Annotated in this window: 16 protein-coding genes and 2 pseudogenes; 10 read left to right on the top strand and 8 right to left on the bottom strand. The window is 55.4% G+C overall.

Annotated features, from left to right (window positions below):
- Positions 1-3 precede the first annotated feature (3 nt).
- From AC2FHX_RS20785 to AC2FHX_RS20775, 3 genes are all read left to right on the top strand, one after another.
- Positions 4-918, top strand: a complete 915-nt coding sequence (locus AC2FHX_RS20785) for an ornithine cyclodeaminase family protein (protein WP_496703647.1) — start codon at positions 4-6, stop codon at positions 916-918.
- The gene (locus AC2FHX_RS20780) at positions 919-1,410 is read left to right on the top strand and encodes an asparaginase domain-containing protein (RefSeq protein WP_496703649.1); all 492 of its coding nucleotides are present in this window, start codon (positions 919-921) and stop codon (positions 1,408-1,410) included.
- A gap of 354 nt (positions 1,411-1,764) precedes the next feature.
- A complete protein-coding gene (locus AC2FHX_RS20775) occupies positions 1,765-1,926 on the top strand; it encodes a hypothetical protein (protein ID WP_496703651.1) in 162 nt (53 codons plus the stop codon).
- 572 nt (positions 1,927-2,498) lie between these two features.
- Here the strand turns inward: AC2FHX_RS20775 and AC2FHX_RS20770 are convergent.
- Together AC2FHX_RS20770 and AC2FHX_RS20765 are read right to left on the bottom strand one after the other, a co-directional pair.
- Positions 2,499-2,603, bottom strand: coding sequence for a DUF1127 domain-containing protein (locus tag AC2FHX_RS20770; protein WP_496704176.1), 105 nt, complete (start codon positions 2,601-2,603; stop codon positions 2,499-2,501).
- A 112-nt stretch (positions 2,604-2,715) separates the two neighbouring features.
- Entirely contained in the window at positions 2,716-2,859 is a 144-nt protein-coding gene (locus AC2FHX_RS20765; RefSeq protein ID WP_496704174.1) for a YjiS-like domain-containing protein, read from the bottom strand.
- Positions 2,860-3,040: 181 nt separating this feature from the next.
- Between AC2FHX_RS20765 and AC2FHX_RS20760 the strand changes: the two are divergent.
- Both AC2FHX_RS20760 and AC2FHX_RS20755 read left to right on the top strand, forming a co-directional pair.
- Positions 3,041-3,247: pseudogene (locus tag AC2FHX_RS20760) on the top strand (LysR family transcriptional regulator); the annotation flags it as partial.
- Between the two features lie 36 nt (positions 3,248-3,283).
- Entirely contained in the window at positions 3,284-3,994 is a 711-nt protein-coding gene (locus AC2FHX_RS20755; RefSeq protein ID WP_496703675.1) for a substrate binding domain-containing protein, read from the top strand.
- Positions 3,995-4,083: 89 nt separating this feature from the next.
- Here the strand turns inward: AC2FHX_RS20755 and AC2FHX_RS20750 are convergent, their stop codons facing one another.
- Entirely contained in the window at positions 4,084-4,215 is a 132-nt protein-coding gene (locus tag AC2FHX_RS20750; protein ID WP_496703656.1) for a hypothetical protein, read from the bottom strand.
- Positions 4,216-4,235: 20 nt separating this feature from the next.
- Here AC2FHX_RS20750 and AC2FHX_RS20745 point away from each other — a divergent pair.
- The 3 genes and pseudogenes from AC2FHX_RS20745 to AC2FHX_RS20735 all read left to right on the top strand — a co-directional run bounded on the left by AC2FHX_RS20745 (position 4,236) and on the right by AC2FHX_RS20735 (position 7,251).
- Positions 4,236-4,868, top strand: a pseudogene (locus AC2FHX_RS20745) (tyrosine-type recombinase/integrase).
- Positions 4,869-5,074: 206 nt separating this feature from the next.
- The gene (locus AC2FHX_RS20740) at positions 5,075-5,602 is read left to right on the top strand and encodes a GNAT family N-acetyltransferase (protein WP_496703658.1); all 528 of its coding nucleotides are present in this window, start codon (positions 5,075-5,077) and stop codon (positions 5,600-5,602) included.
- Between the two features lie 632 nt (positions 5,603-6,234).
- Positions 6,235-7,251, top strand: coding sequence for a serine hydrolase domain-containing protein (locus AC2FHX_RS20735; RefSeq protein ID WP_496703660.1), 1,017 nt, complete (start codon positions 6,235-6,237; stop codon positions 7,249-7,251).
- Positions 7,252-7,595: 344 nt separating this feature from the next.
- Here AC2FHX_RS20735 and AC2FHX_RS20730 read toward each other — a convergent pair whose 3' ends face one another.
- From AC2FHX_RS20730 to AC2FHX_RS20710, 5 genes are all read right to left on the bottom strand, one after another.
- A complete protein-coding gene (locus tag AC2FHX_RS20730) occupies positions 7,596-9,467 on the bottom strand; it encodes a serine hydrolase (protein ID WP_496703662.1) in 1,872 nt (623 codons plus the stop codon).
- A gap of 232 nt (positions 9,468-9,699) precedes the next feature.
- Positions 9,700-10,857 (bottom strand): peptidyl-alpha-hydroxyglycine alpha-amidating lyase family protein, encoded by a 1,158-nt coding sequence (locus AC2FHX_RS20725; RefSeq protein WP_496703664.1) that lies wholly within the window; start codon positions 10,855-10,857, stop codon positions 9,700-9,702.
- An 86-nt stretch (positions 10,858-10,943) separates the two neighbouring features.
- Positions 10,944-12,317, bottom strand: coding sequence for a S41 family peptidase (locus AC2FHX_RS20720; RefSeq protein WP_496703666.1), 1,374 nt, complete (start codon positions 12,315-12,317; stop codon positions 10,944-10,946).
- 318 nt (positions 12,318-12,635) lie between these two features.
- A complete protein-coding gene (locus AC2FHX_RS20715) occupies positions 12,636-13,532 on the bottom strand; it encodes an alpha/beta hydrolase family protein (protein WP_496703668.1) in 897 nt (298 codons plus the stop codon).
- Between the two features lie 284 nt (positions 13,533-13,816).
- A complete protein-coding gene (locus tag AC2FHX_RS20710; RefSeq protein WP_496703669.1) occupies positions 13,817-14,584 on the bottom strand; it encodes an alpha/beta fold hydrolase in 768 nt (255 codons plus the stop codon).
- A gap of 214 nt (positions 14,585-14,798) precedes the next feature.
- Between AC2FHX_RS20710 and AC2FHX_RS20705 the strand changes: the two genes are divergently transcribed.
- Both AC2FHX_RS20705 and AC2FHX_RS20700 read left to right on the top strand, forming a co-directional pair.
- On the top strand, positions 14,799-16,022 hold the full coding sequence (locus tag AC2FHX_RS20705) for a helix-turn-helix domain-containing protein (RefSeq protein WP_496703671.1): 1,224 nt from the start codon (positions 14,799-14,801) through the stop codon (positions 16,020-16,022).
- The gene (locus AC2FHX_RS20700) at positions 16,019-16,486 is read left to right on the top strand and encodes a GNAT family N-acetyltransferase (RefSeq protein WP_496703673.1); all 468 of its coding nucleotides are present in this window, start codon (positions 16,019-16,021) and stop codon (positions 16,484-16,486) included. Before AC2FHX_RS20705 ends, AC2FHX_RS20700 begins: the two co-directional genes overlap by 4 nt.
- Positions 16,487-16,904: the final 418 nt, after the last annotated feature.

The raw sequence follows: 16,904 nt of genomic DNA, 5'->3' as shown, positions 1-16,904 counted from the left end.
CCCATGCGTTACATCCCCGAAGAGGTTTCGGCTAAGCTTGCGTCCCATGAAATGGCTTATGATGCCGTTAAATCAGCTCTGATAGCTGCGAGCGAACGTGCCACGATTTTTCCCGTAGTTCTGGCGCATGGGAGCGAACCCACCAATAGCTATGCTATCAAGTCTTCTGCTGTCGCGGAGTTAGCAGGCCTTAAAGTCGGTTCTTATTGGCCTGGCAATGATGCGCTTGGCATGCCGCGTCACAACTCGATCATTCTGTTGTTCGATCAAAGCTGTGGACGCATAGGAGCTGCGGTTGAGGCCGGAAAGCTCAATGCTTACCGAACAGCAGCGTCCAATGCAGTCGCCGCCAATGCTCTTGCCCGCTCTGATGCCCAGACGCTTGCCGTGTTTGGAGCAGGTCATCAGGCTGAGTACGAGGTGAGAGCTCTCGCTCGTATCCGTGACCTGCAACGAGTTTTGGTAGTTACCAGAAATTCCGAGAAAGGCGCGCAGTTCGTCTCTTCGCTCAATGAAGAAGGCATTTCCGCTGAATTGATGGAGGCTGAAGAGGCGTGCCGCATGGCGGATATCATTGTCACCGTGACGCCAGCAATTGCGCCATTGTTCGACGCTGCATGGGTACAACCAGGTACACATGTCGCTTCCATGGGATCAGATTCCGCAGGGAAACAAGAATTACCGCCCCAACTCTTTGACCGTGCCAGATTATTCTGCGATCTGCCCGCACAATCGAGACAAATCGGTGAGTTTCAACATGCCAAGGATGCGGCAGAGCTGACGGCGATTGGTGAAGTTCTGTTAGGTTTGAAGGCAGGCCGATCCGGCGACGATGACATCACTGTATTCGACAGCTCCGGCCTATCTGTCCAGGACCTTTATGTAGCGCAAACCATCCTTGATCTGCTGGACGCTTAGATGAAGGAAGTTCGGATCATTGCCACAGGTGGCACAATCGACAAGGTTCATGACACGCGAACCGAGGCTCTGAGCTTTAGGAGCAACGGCGAAAGTCACCTCTCTCAAATGCTGAAGATTGGTCGCTGCTACTTCCCAGTCGTTGAAGTTCTCATGTTGAAGGACAGCCTTGATTTTGACGATGCAGACCGGGAGGCGATCCTTCGGGCCGCTTCCAACAGCACTGAAAACGCTTTGGTTATCACGCACGGAACAGGGACTATGGATGTGACAGCCCAGTTTCTGGATGGTCAGATTCCAGACAAAACCGTTGTCTTGACAGGCGCAATGCGACCGTTTTCACTTTCGGCGTCAGATGGAGACTTCAATCTCGGCGGCGCGGTTATCGCAGCTCAGCTTCTGGAATCGGGCGTTTGGGGTGTTATGAATGGTCGCGTCTTCCCGGCGGGTGTGCTGAGGAAAAATACAGAGCTAGGTCGCTTCGACGACTGACCTCGTTTCTTAGATGAGATTACCGCTGACGCCACAAAAAGATCACAGCATCGCGGAGCCGACGGAAACCATTCGGTCAAGTCATGAGCGGGGTTTTCGTAACCCCGACACGCATCTATTGAAGTAGTCCCGCATATTTTAGACTGACTCCCATTCGCGCCATAATGGAGTAATTGTTTCAGGGCTCTGAAGGTGTAGACGGCAGTATTTGGGCGGTTACCCGGTTGACTGAACGTTCTTCCCATTGTCCCGGTGCCAAGCGTCGACATCAAAGGCAACGTGATAACCAAAGTTGTCAATCCGGGGAACTGATGGAAGGCTGGCCGCGCAATAGCTTGCTTTCGCACTTTTCAGATGCTGGACGTTCGGCTGCTCCGCAAGCTAGTTGTCTACGGAAAAGAGTGTACTTTGGCGCAGGACAACATTCCAGATGAAGTAGTGGTGCGGGATGATGACCCGCGCCGCTGTCCGCCGGATAACCCTTTCAGCCATTGGGTACCCCATGACATGCCCTGAATCATCAAGCGGCAGCAGAAGTATGTCTATGCTCCCCAGCTGCTCCCAGACCCGTTCCGGCGGATCATGCCGGTTGTCGCCCCAATCCCGATACTTTGGCACTCGGTCTCGACAGAAAACGCAGCCTCGGTTGTTGCTGGCCATGAATGAAAGAGACCGCGCAATTCCACAAGGCCCCCAATTACCCACAGACAAACGCCCCACAAGCGATACCGTCGTAACGAAGGACATTCTGTGCGTAACTCAAGACTCCTTTGTTGCCGATGGCTCCACAAAAACGCGCCCGCCGGGTTTGATTATCTAACTGAAGAAAATGTTAACAGATGTCATTTTGATCGCTGAAACGGAGACGACGGACGACCGGATCGTGTAAAGTTCTTTCACCGGTCATTTTTCGGAGCTCCTGCTTGGCAGTTTGGTTTGGGCCAGCATTTTCGGGAGGAGGTGAAAATGCTGGCCCTTTGCGTTGGCGCTCCCTGTTGGCTTTTTCGCCGCCGCTTTTGCTGGCTTACTCTGGGAGGAGCGAGGACCAGCAAATTTCGTGCAATCTTCTGTCCTGAGGGTCTACTTCTCTAATCGTCAGCCATTAATTTTGCGGCATATTCCGGGATATCGGATCGCGAAATTCCGATCTGAGCGAGCTGGTAGTCGCTCATACTCGAAAGAGTGGAGAGCATTCTGGCCATTTGAAAAGTCTTTAGGCCAGCATTTGCCGTGGCTCTGATCCAAGCCAGGAAGGCGATTGATAAGGTAATGGCCTGATCACGATCTGAGCTAGCCGTTTGGGTGTTAACAGCCATACGCAGCCTCTATAGCAAGTTTTTTGATGCTACTGCGCCGAATACCCAGATCTGTTAAGTCGCGGTCAGATAGCACCGATAGCTCATAATACGTCGCGCGGTAGACCCTGCGATTGGCCTGTGCCCTTCGCATCGTGTCTATCTTTTGATGAAAGAACGTGCGGCCAGCTTCGAAAACGACATCCAGCGCGCTGTTTGATCGTGTAATTGCCATGATATTGCCTCGTGTCTTGCTGCGATGCAGTATTTATGCTGCACTGCAGAGATAAGTGGATTTGGTAGCGCTCACAATTTGGCAATTTGGCAAGGGCCCCATGCCAGATTGGAACAGCAAGGTTCATGAGATGGATATTTCTGCGCAAATGTTGATCTTTGCGACGGTTGTCGAGCAGGGAAGCATCTCTGCGGCAGCGCGATCAATGGGGCAAACCCCATCGGCTGTGAGCAAGCAGATCGGATTGCTTGAAGATCAGGTGCACTACCGGCTTCTGAACCGCACCAGAACGGGTATCTCCCCAACACTGGAAGGCCGAGCGTTCTACGAAAAGTGCAAAGCGATGGCTGACAAGTTCAAAGAGGCCGAGGCGATGATCCATAACTTTGATGGTATCCCCCGCGGAGTGCTCAGAGTCGCATCCACGGTTGCCTTTGGTAAGTCACAGCTGATACCTGCTCTGCCTAAATTCATGGAAGAGAATCTTGAAGTTCAAGTATCGTTAGATTTAACCGACCGTGAGATTGATCTTCGCAGTGAAGGGTTTGATGCTGCGATCTGCTTTGCTGAACAACGTCAGAACCCAGATATGGTCATCAGGCGCATTATGCGGAGTCGCAGGGTGCTTTGTGCTTCACCTGAATACCTTGAGCTTTCTGGAACGCCGACGAATTTCGCCGAGTTGGCTGAACATAATTGCCTGAGAGTTGCTGGGAGAAGCCAACGGAACGCTTGGAACAGTAACGAACCAAAGTCAGGCGAAAGATTTGAAGCAACTGGCAGTTTTGAAGGGAACAGCACCGATGTTGTATTTCGAGCGGCACTGGCTGGCATCGGGATCGCGCGACTACCTTGCTACATTGCAAACCGGAAGTTCAAATCCGGGGAACTCGTCCGTGTTATGCCGGAATACGCACCACCTAGTACAGATATCGTCGTAATGTTTGCCGACAGGCGCAATCTGGCGCCGAAAACCCGCGCGTTCGTGGATTATCTCGTACGGCGGTTTCGCAAAGTCGAAGACAACAAAATGACTGGCAAATTATCCCTGTAAATGATCGGAAGTTTCCTAGTCAATCCGGCTAAATCGCTTGTAAAGGTGCGAAAGCTCTACCGAAATTGGAAGAGAAATGACTGGGCGCCTCAATCCGACACCTGACATTGAATGGTAAGTGCAGCATTTGCCAATTCGGGTTCCGAGCCGACCTCGAATGCAATGCGGCATCCTGTGATATGATTGGCCGTCAACGCCGGGTTGTCGTTCTGGGAGGGCATGGCGGATCGGAGGATCAGTCATGGAAACACCAAATTTACCTGCCATTCGCGCACTTCGCTCTGCTTGGAACAAGGGCCGGATCGTCGGACAGAAGCGCCCACTGAAACCGAAACATGTCTGGGCAATAAGAGTTCGCCTTGAACTCGCCGAAAACCACAGAGACCTCGCTCTTTTCAACATGGCAATTGATAGCAAGCTTCGAGGCTGTGACCTCGTTCGCATGCAAGTTGTGGATGTGATGGCGTCGGGTCAGATTAAGGAACGTGCGTCTGTTCTGCAAAGCAAGACGCAGAAGCCAGTGCGATTTGAAATCTCGGAAAGCACTCTAGCATCAGTTGCGAAATGGATGGAGGACCCTCTTATGGTTGGCTCTGAATTTCTGTGGCCAGGCCGCTTCCACGAGCGGTTACACATTTCAACGCGCCAATATGTACGGATCGTTCGCGATTGGGTTACATCTATAGGTCTTGAGGCAACAGCCTATGGTACGCATTCAATGCGGCGCACCAAGGTCACACAGATCTACAAAAAGACTGGCAATCTGCGGGCCGTTCAGCTCCTGTAGGGACATACCAAGATGGACAGTACCGTTCGATATTTGGGCGTTAAGCTGGAAGACGCTTTGGCCATCGCAGAAGCCATTGAGATATAGAATGGAGGGGCCGTCTTCGCGGGCGGCCCGTAGGAGACATCGGCCGACCCGCTGGACGCCGCGATACAGCTTCCCCGAAGCGGGCATCGGCTACCGAATGCAGAAACTGATCTGGAAAGAAAGCCGCACTGCGGACGAAGATGACGTCGCCGCTTTTCCGGCCTATCCTATTTGCATTGAGTTCTTTCGGGACAGGTGGTTGACCCATGCAAGATGTAAGAATTGAGACCTGTGCGGAGCTGCCAGCTAAGGGCGAGCTCAATAAAATCCTATCGCAGTATTATGAACTCATCGTCCAAAGGATGCGGGCCATAGGCTTCGATATTGATCCTGCGGCACCCCAAAGTGCGCTCGCTGAATTCTGGGAAAATTCGGATGACTATCTGCCTCCGAAGGGATGTCTGGTTGTTGCACGGTCTGAAGCCGGTGAGATTGTCGGCTGCGGAATGATGAAGTGTCTCGGGCCAGATACCGGCGAGCTCAAAAGAGTTTTTGTTACCGAACAAGCCAGAGGAACGGGCACTGGCCGTGCATTGATTGAGGCGCGTGAGAATGCTGCGCGCAATATGGGTCTCAAAAGGCTGATTGCGGACACGCTCACACCCAATATAGAAATGAGAAACTTGTATCCCAAGCTAGGGTTTGTAGAGTTGGACGGTCCGATAGAAACGACAACGTACAAGGATCAACCCTCGTTACGCCCACATCTGCACTATTTCGCCAAAGATATTTGAGACAAATGCAGCCGCAGTCAAACTTGGCTGGCATAGGTAACAGGCGCTTGCGGCCCAAAGCCGACCTTGGAAGCACGTTCGGGATGCTGCAGTCGCAGCCCACTTAGCGACCATTCGTTGCGATAGCGAGATCCCGAGAGCTACGAACGGGGAAGTTGCGGGACGGAGTAGACCTTGGACTTTGGCATTTAGCTGACGCAGCATTCGTTTGCAAATGCAGCAGATTCGTTGTCGCAGTGCAGCGTAAGTCTCCGAAGCAGCCGTTCAGCATGGCGGAGCTGGTGCGGGCTGAAACTGTAATTTTGCGCAGCCTAATCGGACACGCGAAGACAACCTTGGCTATTCGCTGAATGCCAGATTAGCGGTGACAATGATTGAAGTTCGTTCGTAGAGCTCGCTGATTAGGTAGGAGAGGATCTGGCAATCGGTTTGGGCAACAGGGACATAGGCAGCTCATCGAGGATCAAGAGGTCGAAACCAGACATCAAAGCGGCGGTTCTACCCCACCACGCGGCACCGGACTATACGTGCCTATAGGGTCGGGCGATGCACCCGCAGCGAGACGCTATTGTTGCTGGATGGTCTTTCCAATTGGACGGACTTCCCACAAGCAAATAATGACGAGAAATCCAATGAACCGACGAGTTTTTTCCCTGATCGGGCTGGCATCGCTGACATCAGCCCTGGCACCGGCGTCCTTCGCAGGGCATGCAGATCAGACAGGGTGGCAGATTGCCGACCTATCGAGCGATGGGCTCCGGCTGGCACATGGCGGCATGGCCGCACCCGGTACGCCGGTCAATGACCGGACGCTGTTTCAGGTGGCTTCATGCTCCAAGACGGTGACCGCCCTGGCGGTCTTCACGCTGGTTCGTGACGGGTATTTTGACCTACACGACCCGGTCAACGCGTACCTTGAGCGCTGGCAATTGACCGGTCCGCGCAGTGACAGGACAACGATTTCGGACCTCCTTTCCCATACTGCTGGTACGAACATTCACGGCTTTATGGGGTATAGCGCCGATGACGACATTCCAGACGTGATAGATATCTTAAACGGACAACATCCAGCGACGTCCCCCGCAGTCCGCACAGAGCGGCGGTTGTTCAAGCGTTACGACTACAGTGGTGGAGGGACAACTATTTTGCAGTGCCTTATTGAGGACGTCTCGGATGAAAGTTTTCGCAAGTATGTGACGACAAATGTTCTGCGTCCAATCGGAGCCGCAGGAGCGACTTTTGATCTTGAACCCCGTAGGGCGCATGCGAATGGCTACCTTAAGGATGGGCAGCCGATACCTGGCGGTTTTGTGCGCCATCCTGAAAGCGCTGCCGCGGGCCTTTGGGCGAGCGCCACGGATTTGACTAAAATCATGCGCGCAATCCTTGTCTCTTTGAACGGGGACAGCGATGCCCTGTTGCCGTCCGGTTTGGCCAGGCAGATGATCAAACCTGTAAGTCCCGGTGTTGCGCATGGGGTATTTGTGGAACCGGGCAAAACAATCGGACACGATGGTCGGAACGAGGGGTTCGAATCTGCGATGATAGCCGATCTCGTATCCGGCAGGGTCCGCGCAGGGGTCACAAACCAAAATGGCCAGATGCAAAATGTATTGGATGCGGATCACGCGCTACACGGAAGTGATTGAGTAGCTTATCGCCAGGTCACGACGACTGTCCGTGCTACTATATGCGGCTGACAACAAACGATTGCGCGGCAGGTCGCGCGCCCGTGCTTTTGTCGTGCTGAGTGGGTCAACGCTTTGACTGAAGTCGGACAGCGTTCATATGCTCCAGCCGGGGCCTCGCAACAGGGGCACAGCGCACAACGGACCGTGGCGTTAAATCCCACCGGGTAGAAAGCTGGGAACCCGATGTTCGGGCATGGGCCAATAGCTGGTCAAACCGTCACGGAAACCCGAATGTCCAAACGCTGAACACATTGGTTAGGCGCGCGCGGAAACCACGCGCGCCAGCTAGTTATTTGTGGTGGCTAAAAAATGAAGCAGTCTTCCGCCAAAAGCGCGCAGGAGGTGCCTAAGATCGAAACCTCCGCGTCGCCATAGCTAATCTTTGTGAACGAACCGCGAAACGTGATCTCCAAGTCTTCGAAAGACAATCCGGTTTGCGAAAAATCCAAAAGGTCCTCTTCAGGATTGAACCCAAAGATCCGATCTTGACCTGAATCGAGTTGAAACACGAATACGTCGTTGCCCGCGCCACCCCACATGTGGTCCCGGCCTGCGCCTCCCTCAAGAACATCGTCACCGGCACCGCCGCGCAACACGTCGCCGCCATTGCCGCCAGCCAACACATCATTGCCAGTGCCGCCACGTAGATAGTCGCGCCCATCGCCACCATTCAGCTGATCATCGCCGTGCCCGCCATTCAGGATGTCGTTTCCCGCACCGCCGTTCAGGATGTCGTCACCATCCCGGCCGCGCAGGTGATCGCGCCCGGCACCACCATCAATGTTGTCGTCGCCGTGTCCGCCGCGCAAGTGGTCATTGCCGTCGAGCCCGATAATCTGGTTGTTGTTTTGCGCGGCTTCGGCGGCATCCTTCATGACATCAAACCGATCCCCACTTGCATTTCCGATCCAAAGGGTCGAGTTGTCTGAGAAGGTAAACCGGCCGGTATCAAGATCATCCAACGCACCCTCGAAGGTGAGACTAACACCATCCAATTCCAGGACTGTCTCTGGGCCGCCCGGGGCGTCGCTGTCTTCTGTCAAAGTGATATCAGCCGCTGTGGCCTCTATGCTGAAGCTTTCATCTGATGGGTCGAACGCTGCCCAGGCGTCGTCACCAAAAATAGCGGCAAATGCAGAGACCAGCAGTTCCGTCGGCTCTTCTCCGGAGTGCGTCGCTGCGATAGAAATGATTGTACCAGATTCGACATGAAGGAACGTCGCTGTGTTGGTCCCCAGCGTTCCGCCCTGAAACCCGATGATCTGCTGACCGAAGATGGTGCCAGAGGAGAGGCCGAGGCTCTCCCCATTGATGCCGGGTGTTCCATCTGGCGCGCGGAAATCCTGCATCTCTGCCAACTGATCGGGCGATAGCAGTGTCCGCGACACCAGCAACGCGTCAAGAAAGCTGATCATATCAGCGGTGGTGGATACAACACCGCCCGCAGCCCCAAAGTCCAGCAATGCGTCTGTCACGTCCAAGGGCTGCCCCGGTACGACTTCGGTGTAGGAGCGCAGCAGCCCTTCATTGCCACCCTCAGACCCCAGTATACTATCGTCCATACCGGCAACGGAGAAAATGCGATCCGACAGCAATTCGCCAAAGCTGTCGCCTGTCGCCTGTTCGATCAGTTTCTGCAAAAGCAGATAGTTCGTGTTCGAATACTCATAGGCTTCGCCGGGCGCAAAAGAAGCAGGTTGTTTGGATGCAATCGCCAGCAACCCGTCTGGACCAAGAGGTTGATCGGGAGAAAAGAGCAGTTGCTCGATATAGGCGGGAAGACCGGCCTGACCCGGCACGGAATCAAAGTCAGGTATGCCGGAGCGATTGGCAAGCAATTCTCGCACCGTGACGCTGTTGATGTTGGCTATGTCTTCGAGGCCTGCCAAATCCATCTGATCTGCCAGCGGCGCGTCAAAGTCGATCAGTCCTTCACCGACCAACTGCTGTACGATGACCGACGTCATCATTTTCGTTTGCGATCCGATCTCGAACCGGTTTTCAGCGGTGGCCGGTTGATCGCCGTCAAGTTCAACAGTACCTACGGCGTTTCGCACGGACAGCCCGTCGCGCGCGATTTCCATCAACACGGCAGGCGCTGGTCCGCTATCCGCGAATGGCGTCAATGCGTCTGTTGGAGCCTTGTTCAAGGCGTTGGGGTCCAAATGGGCCATATCAAGTGTCCTTTTCGAAATTGGAAAAATAACAGGCCAACTTGCCTGTCGCGCTCTGCGTGTCAGACTGCGAAGTTCAATGCGTCCGTGTCGTTCGGCGCGGACAGGATATTGTCCAAGGGGTGTCTGGCCCTATTTAAGTGGGCATTTTCTGGGAACCAGCGGAACAAATAGCAGAGCATGGAAATGAAAAGAGGTCAGCCCAAGCAGTGAGCCGAATTCAATGAACCACTTAGCTCTGGCACGGGGCGGCCATATCCACAGCAAACACACGGTCTGCATTAAGATCGGCAACGTAGACCCGTCCATCACCTCCAACCGCGATGTCGTGTGGCAATTGGAAACCGGGCTGGCCCTGATCCGGCCCGTCATCGCGTCCAATCAGGGCACCGTCTGCCGAAAACATGGAAACCCCGCTGCCGGAACGGGAATGGACATGGTGGCGATCCAGATCAAGCGTGTCGCCACCGTCTGCAAAGAACATGCAGCCGCGTGTGTCCACATCGACCCCGAAGGGCCGTCCAACATATGGACCACTAATGACGCGCTGCAATTGACCCTGCTCAGAAAAGACTTGAACTCGCGCATTGCGGCGGTCCGCGACGTAGATGTTGCCCTGAGCATCCGCGGCGATACCGTGTGGGAGGTGGAATTCCCCTGGGTCAGACCCGCGCCTGTTCACCTGCCAGACAAGCCGTCCTTGCGTGTCAAAAACGGCGAGTCTGGAGTTGCGGTACCCATCAACGACGGCAAAGCGTCCCTCCGAGAGGGGAACCACGTCGGTAGGGCGCGCAAAAGTTGCGTCGCTCATCGGGATTGGGAGTCGCGGCAAAACGTTTCGCACACGCAAGAGGGCCTCCAAATAGAAGGGATAGCTATCGCCGTACCTGCGAATTGGTTGGCCCCGCGGATCAAGGTGCACAACGATATTCAGTGAGGTGTCTGCAACCCATATCGAACCGTCATGGGCAACCGATATCCCATGTGGGCTCGCAAACAAATCCGCGCCAAAACGTGCGATTTCTTCACCGGTGTCCGCATCCACGCGAAGAATGACCGGGTCAGGTATCAGCGCTCTGCCAGCGGCGAAGGGACGACCTGCGCGGTGCAAAATGTAGATGCTTCCATCCAGCCCCACAGCGACCCCAGTTACCGCCAGATCAGTGTCTGTTGCGTTGGGTGGCCAGAAGACTCTCATGTTCGACGCTGTAGTGTCGAAGGCTATTGCCTCGTCAGGATGCAAACCATCCACCGGCTGGATCTGAGCAGGGTCAGTGGCACTCCACCACAATCCAAAGCCGATCAATGCAGCCGCGGCAAGCGCGGCCGTTCTGCGTCTCGTGGGGGTCGAAGACCGCGCAGTGCCCGATCGAATTTCAGAGTTTTTCATCTGCGTGTCTCGATAGCGCTCAGCTCAATTGAGGTTGGACTGTGCGGTTTACCGCAGGTGGTTCAGCATCGGCTAAAGGTCTCTTCTCAAAAAGAACTCTCTACTCCCAAGAGCCTTAGGATAGCTGCCTGGTGACTGGCGATTGGGTCAGCGTTTGACAGCACCTGCATCTCGATATCTGGCGGAATACCCAGACCTTCCCAGTGTTGGCCTTCGCTATCGAGATAGACCTCGTTTGATAGATTCAGTTGCCATCCATTAGGCAAGGTTCGTGACAATGCGTCCGACAAGGCACCGCGCGTGGTCTCGCCGACGTGAGTGACGTGAGGCTGGGTCCGCAGAGACAGCGTCAAGACTTCTGCTGCGCTGACCGTTATGTGGCTGGTCAGCAGAAAAATGTCGCCGTCAAACTGAACGCGCGGGCTTTGGTCAATGCGCACGTCCGTCACGATTGGCAGCGCAGCATCGGCGGCGAACTTGCTGTAGGCATGCACGCCCTCGCGTAAGAACCGGCTTGCAACCTCCCGCGCGATGTAGTCGCTGCCGCCAAAGTTCAGGCTAAGGTCAAGGACAATGGACCGCGCCCCAAGCGAGGTCAGGTCGTCCAGGATAACGTCCAACATGCCTTGCGTTGCTGCCAGGTTTTCCTCGAGCGTCGCATCTTGGGGTCCGAACCCGTCCAGTGCGCTGAAAGCGAGGTACCCGACCTCAGATGTTAGCATGCCATATTGAATACGATCGTTACCGCGCATCTGACCTGTACCGCGAAGCATGACCGTCGCGATACTCTCATACCAAATGGACAAACGAAACTCCCGGGCTGCCGATGCAGGATCGCGACCTTCGACCCGTGCGGTGTCGCGCAGATGCTGAAGAACGCGCGCGCGGCCCGGTGCCGAAATCTGACGCGACCCGTCCACGTCAACAATCAGCGCGACATGTGCGTCTCGAATGGGTGCGATCAGCCATGCCAATGCTTCGAACAGGGCTTGGTCGTCTGTGGCATCGTTCACTCGTCGTCTTGCTGCAGCGACGCGATTGTCCCAGTCCACATCGTAGAGGGCAAAATAGGGATAGCTGGCATCGAAGAACCTGACGAAGGCCTCGAACACGGCGTTGGCATCTGTGGACATCTCGACTGAACACTGCATCGGAAGAGACCCGAGCCGGATTGCACTTATCCGGTGGGGTTCCATGGGAAATCCAATGCTGAGCCTCTGGCCGTCTCCCGACACCGCGAAGCTGGAACCCGGTAAAAGCTCGTCTAGGGGGACGAGTGTACTGACCTCCGGAAGGCAAAGGTCTTCCGCAGTGCTGAACAGGCGCGCCGTGTGGCTTTGGATCTCCAGAACAAAGCCGTAGCCGTCCGAGTGCCAGACCCCATCAAGCGGTGGGGTCCGGCTGTCAAACCCGGCAAATGATCCCAAATATAAGCAGGTTGTCAGCATAATAAGCCTCATCATGTCCTCCGATTTTGAAGTCGGTCGACGACAAAGATGGCCTGAAGGCTCTGCCTTGTCGTCGCGTCGCGTAGGCGACGACACGCAAGAGGATATAGGTACAAGACCGAACAGGGCGCAGGCCCCGAAAGACATGTCGAAAGGGACGCCCGTTCGGGCCGTTTATCAGTTTCAAGCGCTTCTGACGCCATGTTGTAGGCGGTGTGGACAAGTAAAATCAGGCCAATGCCTGCGATCAGCAGCACGTAAACTCGCATGGGAACAATGCGATGTCGCCCGTAGCTCATATGGGGGCGGTCCCTGAACAGGGTATGAGACTCATTGTAAGACATCAGCGACACTCCAGCCAGGGTTTGACATGATTTCCGACCGGCCTATGAAGCCCTGTGCCGCATGCGGATCGTTGAGGAGTTGAAACAACAGCCAGGCCGTCAGGTATCCCCGAAACCGGCCCGCATCATTTGCCAATTCGATGTGGTCCGCGCCATCTGCGACTGCGAGAACCCGCAAACCTGGGCCGCGCATCCCCTCAAAAAGCGCTCTGTTGAGCCCCAATGGAGAGATGAATTCATCTTCGGTGCCGGTCAGGATCAGCGTTGGAGCCGTGACCGCGCCGGCATCATAGTCCATGTCGAGCCGAAAGAACGCGATGGCGTCGTCGGTCGGCGTTCCGTGGATCGCCAAAGCTGTCGCGCCGCGTCCGGTCTCATATTGTGTGTGGGCGTTGATCGTGCTCACCGCGCCCTGGGACGATCCCACAAGCGCGAAAGTGTCCGCGTCTATGCGCGCAAAAAGCGGGTGGTTACGAGTCATCGACCAAAGCCTGGCATTGGCGAGCATGGCCACCGCGCGTTCACCAGTGGCCATCTGCCGATCATCACTCCCGATCACCACCATTCCCCAAGAGGCGAGGTGCTTTGCAATGGCATCGTAGGTTCCAATGGGCTCACCGGTCCCGTTCTGCCAGACCACAAGGGGAGCAGACCCGTCGTGACCCGCAGGGAGGTACACACGGCCCCCGGGCTGGCCAAAGGTTGCCGGGATATCAGTTGTCGTGACCGCATGAGGCCCGGCGCGGCTATAAAGGAATTCGATCTCTTGTTCAGCGTCATAGGCATGCGGAGTCGAGGTTGCACACCCGCCGAGCACCAGGAGGGCAACTAACATGGCCATGCCAGTGCTGGGGCGCATGTGAAACTGATATGGTATGGTCATTTTGAGCCTTGTCATGTGTTTGCACTGTGCTGCAGTTGGCGCAAAATGTTCGGTCTGTCGTCTCTTCCTATTGGCGAGGAGCACGCGGTCCCGAGGTGGAGCACTGTCTAGTCCGGATGGGTGCGATTTTGGTGCGCAAACACCGCGACCGGCCCAAAAGCATGTCTTTGTGGTTAGGCGCGACCCCGACCGGGCTGATGGTTGCTAACCCTGTGCTTTCGCGCTCCATCGTGCAGAACCGCGATTTGTCTTCGCACACGACAGTTGATCTGGTTCGGCAAGATTCAGCTTTCGGCTGCACCTGTGCGACGCAGGAAACCGCTGATGCTTCGTCTGAGTTGGACGGGATTGTCGGTATGTAACATGTGCCCGCCCGGCAGCTTCACGTATTCAGCCCCGCGGATACGTTGGGCCAAAAGGCCCGCGCCGTGATGCGTCGCCGAGTTTCGTTTACTGACGATAATGAGGGTTGGAACAGCTATCGCAGCGAGGCGTAGGCGTCCGTCATAAAGGGATGCGGCCTCCAGCGCTGCCGAAATCCGCCGCCGATCCATCTGAGCCAACTGTCGCTGAAGCTCGATCTTGGTATCGCGGCTTTCGCCCAACCCAGAGAGGTTCGCGAGCAAGGACGTCGGGAACGAGCGGTACAGGGATGCTGCGACCGTCGCAGACAATCGCCCGACAAGTCGGTCACGCACCGTCGGAACAGCTTCGATCAAGACTAACGCCTTGATGCGATCCTGCAATCGGGCAGCCAGTTCAAGCGCAACCATTCCACCAAGTGAATGCCCTATGAGCACGGATCCGGGTGGCACGTTATCTGACAAGCGTTCAGCATATGCTTCTACCCTATATGGCTGCGAGAGCGGGTTGGTCCCGTGGCCGGGAAGGTCCGGTGTCAAGGCCTTGGTGTATCCGTTCGTGATCGGGTGCCAAGTGTCACCAGCCAGACCCGCACCATGAAGCCAAACACTATCGACAAATGCCAATGGATCGGTCGGTGCTACGATCGAACCAACGGGACTGGTGACGGGGTCAGGATCGCGTGACATTTTGGGGCAGCCCTTTCGCATGTTCGGGGCCGTAGGATGCGGCCTGCAGCCCCCACATGGCATTTTTACGCTGCGGTATCGTCCGCATGGCCCCAAATTTGTGTCCGACCCGGTCGGCGCGGACAGGACATACGGGCACACGCGTTGAGCAAAGACACTTTGGCAAGTAGGGTTTGGGGGTATCCCGCCCAAACGCAGTTTGCCAGACCGCACTATGACCTTTGACCCGGACACCCTGTTGATTGCCACAGTCGCCGCCACTTTTGCGGTCGCTGTCTTGGCGGCAATGATCAGCTGGTCCCAGCGGTGGAGCGCGTCCTCACGGGCAAGCCTGGCGGTGTTTTTCGTAATGTTCGCTGTCAGCGAGCTTGATACGGTTCTCGTCACGCTTACCAGCGAAATTCCACAAGCCGTTCGCGATGGGACCGCACTGTTAAGTGTCGTTGCCAATTTTTGCCTGATGCCTGTCTTCTTGCTTTATGTGCGCGAGTTGACGCTGAGCAAGGGCCAGTATGAGACAAGGCGCTCGGTTGCGCTTCATTTTGCATTGCCTTGCTCGGCGTTCTTATTTGCAGTTATCGCGATGGCGCTACCGGAAGCATCACGCGATGTCTGGTACGCAGGAGTATCCACACCGGAGCCCCTGCCAGGTCTCGGTTTCCTGATATATGGCTTCGCGGCCCTGACCATCGCGCTTGTTGTCCAATGGGCGCTCTATGTGTTCTGGGTCATCCGAACCCAAACAAAACACATTGCGTTGCTCAAGCAGCATTTCTCAAGCACCGAGGGGCTTGAATTGCGCTGGGTCGCGGTCCTCGCCGGTGCCATGGGAACTTATGTCTTGCAAAGCCTCATCGGTGAGCTGCTTGCCGTTTCTGGGTCACGAGACCCCATTGGCCCGTTGCTCGATGGCCTATGGGTTCTGATTGTAATTCTCTCCCTTGCGCTCTGGGGGCTTAGGCCATCGAAGGAGTTGGATTTCGTCACTGCGGAATTGGAAAGCCTCGAAGAGCCGCACAGCAAAAAATATGTAAAGAGCGCTTTAGGTTCGGACCAGTCTGAACGGATAGCGCGTAAGCTTATTCTCGCGATGGAGAAAGAACATTTGTATCGCGACCCTAATCTAACACTCAGCGCTTTGTCGGCACATATTGGCGTGTCGCTGAACTATGTGTCCCAAACGCTGAACCAGCACATTCGCCAATCCTTCTTTGAATTCGTAAACACTTGGCGGGTCAAAGAGGCCATCCCTTTGGTTGAAGAAGGCGCATCGACGGTCCTGGCGATTGCTTATGAGGTCGGCTTCAACTCTCGCTCTTCGTTCTACACCGCTTTCAAGCGGGAAACTGGCATGACGCCCACCAGTTGTAAAAACGCTGTAGCCAAGGCGAAGACTGCCAATGACAAAACATCCATTGCGAGTGCCAGAAAGCCATGACATCGGGCAACAGACTACGATTCCGTGCATATGAGCCAAATGATTGGCCACGTCTGTGCGTCATTCATGATGCGGCGCGCAAAGACGAACTCGCCTATACGGTCGGCGTCGCCGCCTTTCGCTCCCTTGAAGAAACCTTCGAAGATGCAGGGTTGTTCGACGCGGATTTGGCGGTCGCCGTGCGAGACGGCGTCGTAGCAGGTTTTGCGGCCTTCGACGAAACAGAACTAAAGTGGCTCTATGTCGATCCTGCGCTTTCACGTCTTGGCGTTGGACGCGCACTTCTTCGCCACGCCATGAGCCGAGGCAACGGGACCATGCAGATTGATCTCCTTGAAGGCAACAGTCCCGCTCAGGCGCTCTATGCATCTGAAGGGTTCGTGATTACTGACCGCCGAAAAGGAAACCTCATTGGAAATGAGTGCTTCCCTGCGACAGGCCTTGTGCTTCGCTACGGCGATTGAGTAGCCTACAACCGTGATCATTCATACCAAGCCTGTCTGAAAGTGCGATTTCTTGTGCTGCCCCCCTTGTCCGTCCCGGCAGGACTGGACAAAATTTCGTGACGGGAGAAACACATGTTGGGTGCTCATGACGCTGGCAGGGCGCTTCCGTTCGGTGCCTGGCAGATCACGGTAACAGAAGCGTCCAGTCGTTCACACTGCGCGCACCTTGACGCCCGCTTTCTCATCGCCCGCGTCGCCGCGCAACAAGATACTGGAAGCACTCTTGCCTCCGTCACAAACTTAAAAACACCGATGCGTAGACGACGATAAGCCGAACCAAGCGAGCACACATTGAACGCGGTTCTGCCGCAAACTTCGCCCCCACCTGTCAGTTCGAGTGCATTTCTGGTAGCGCGTGCTGGAACATGACAGGAGC

Source organism: Ruegeria sp. CDSC042 (genome assembly GCF_059610745.1).
This window is presented reverse-complemented; position numbering and strand designations above follow the sequence as displayed.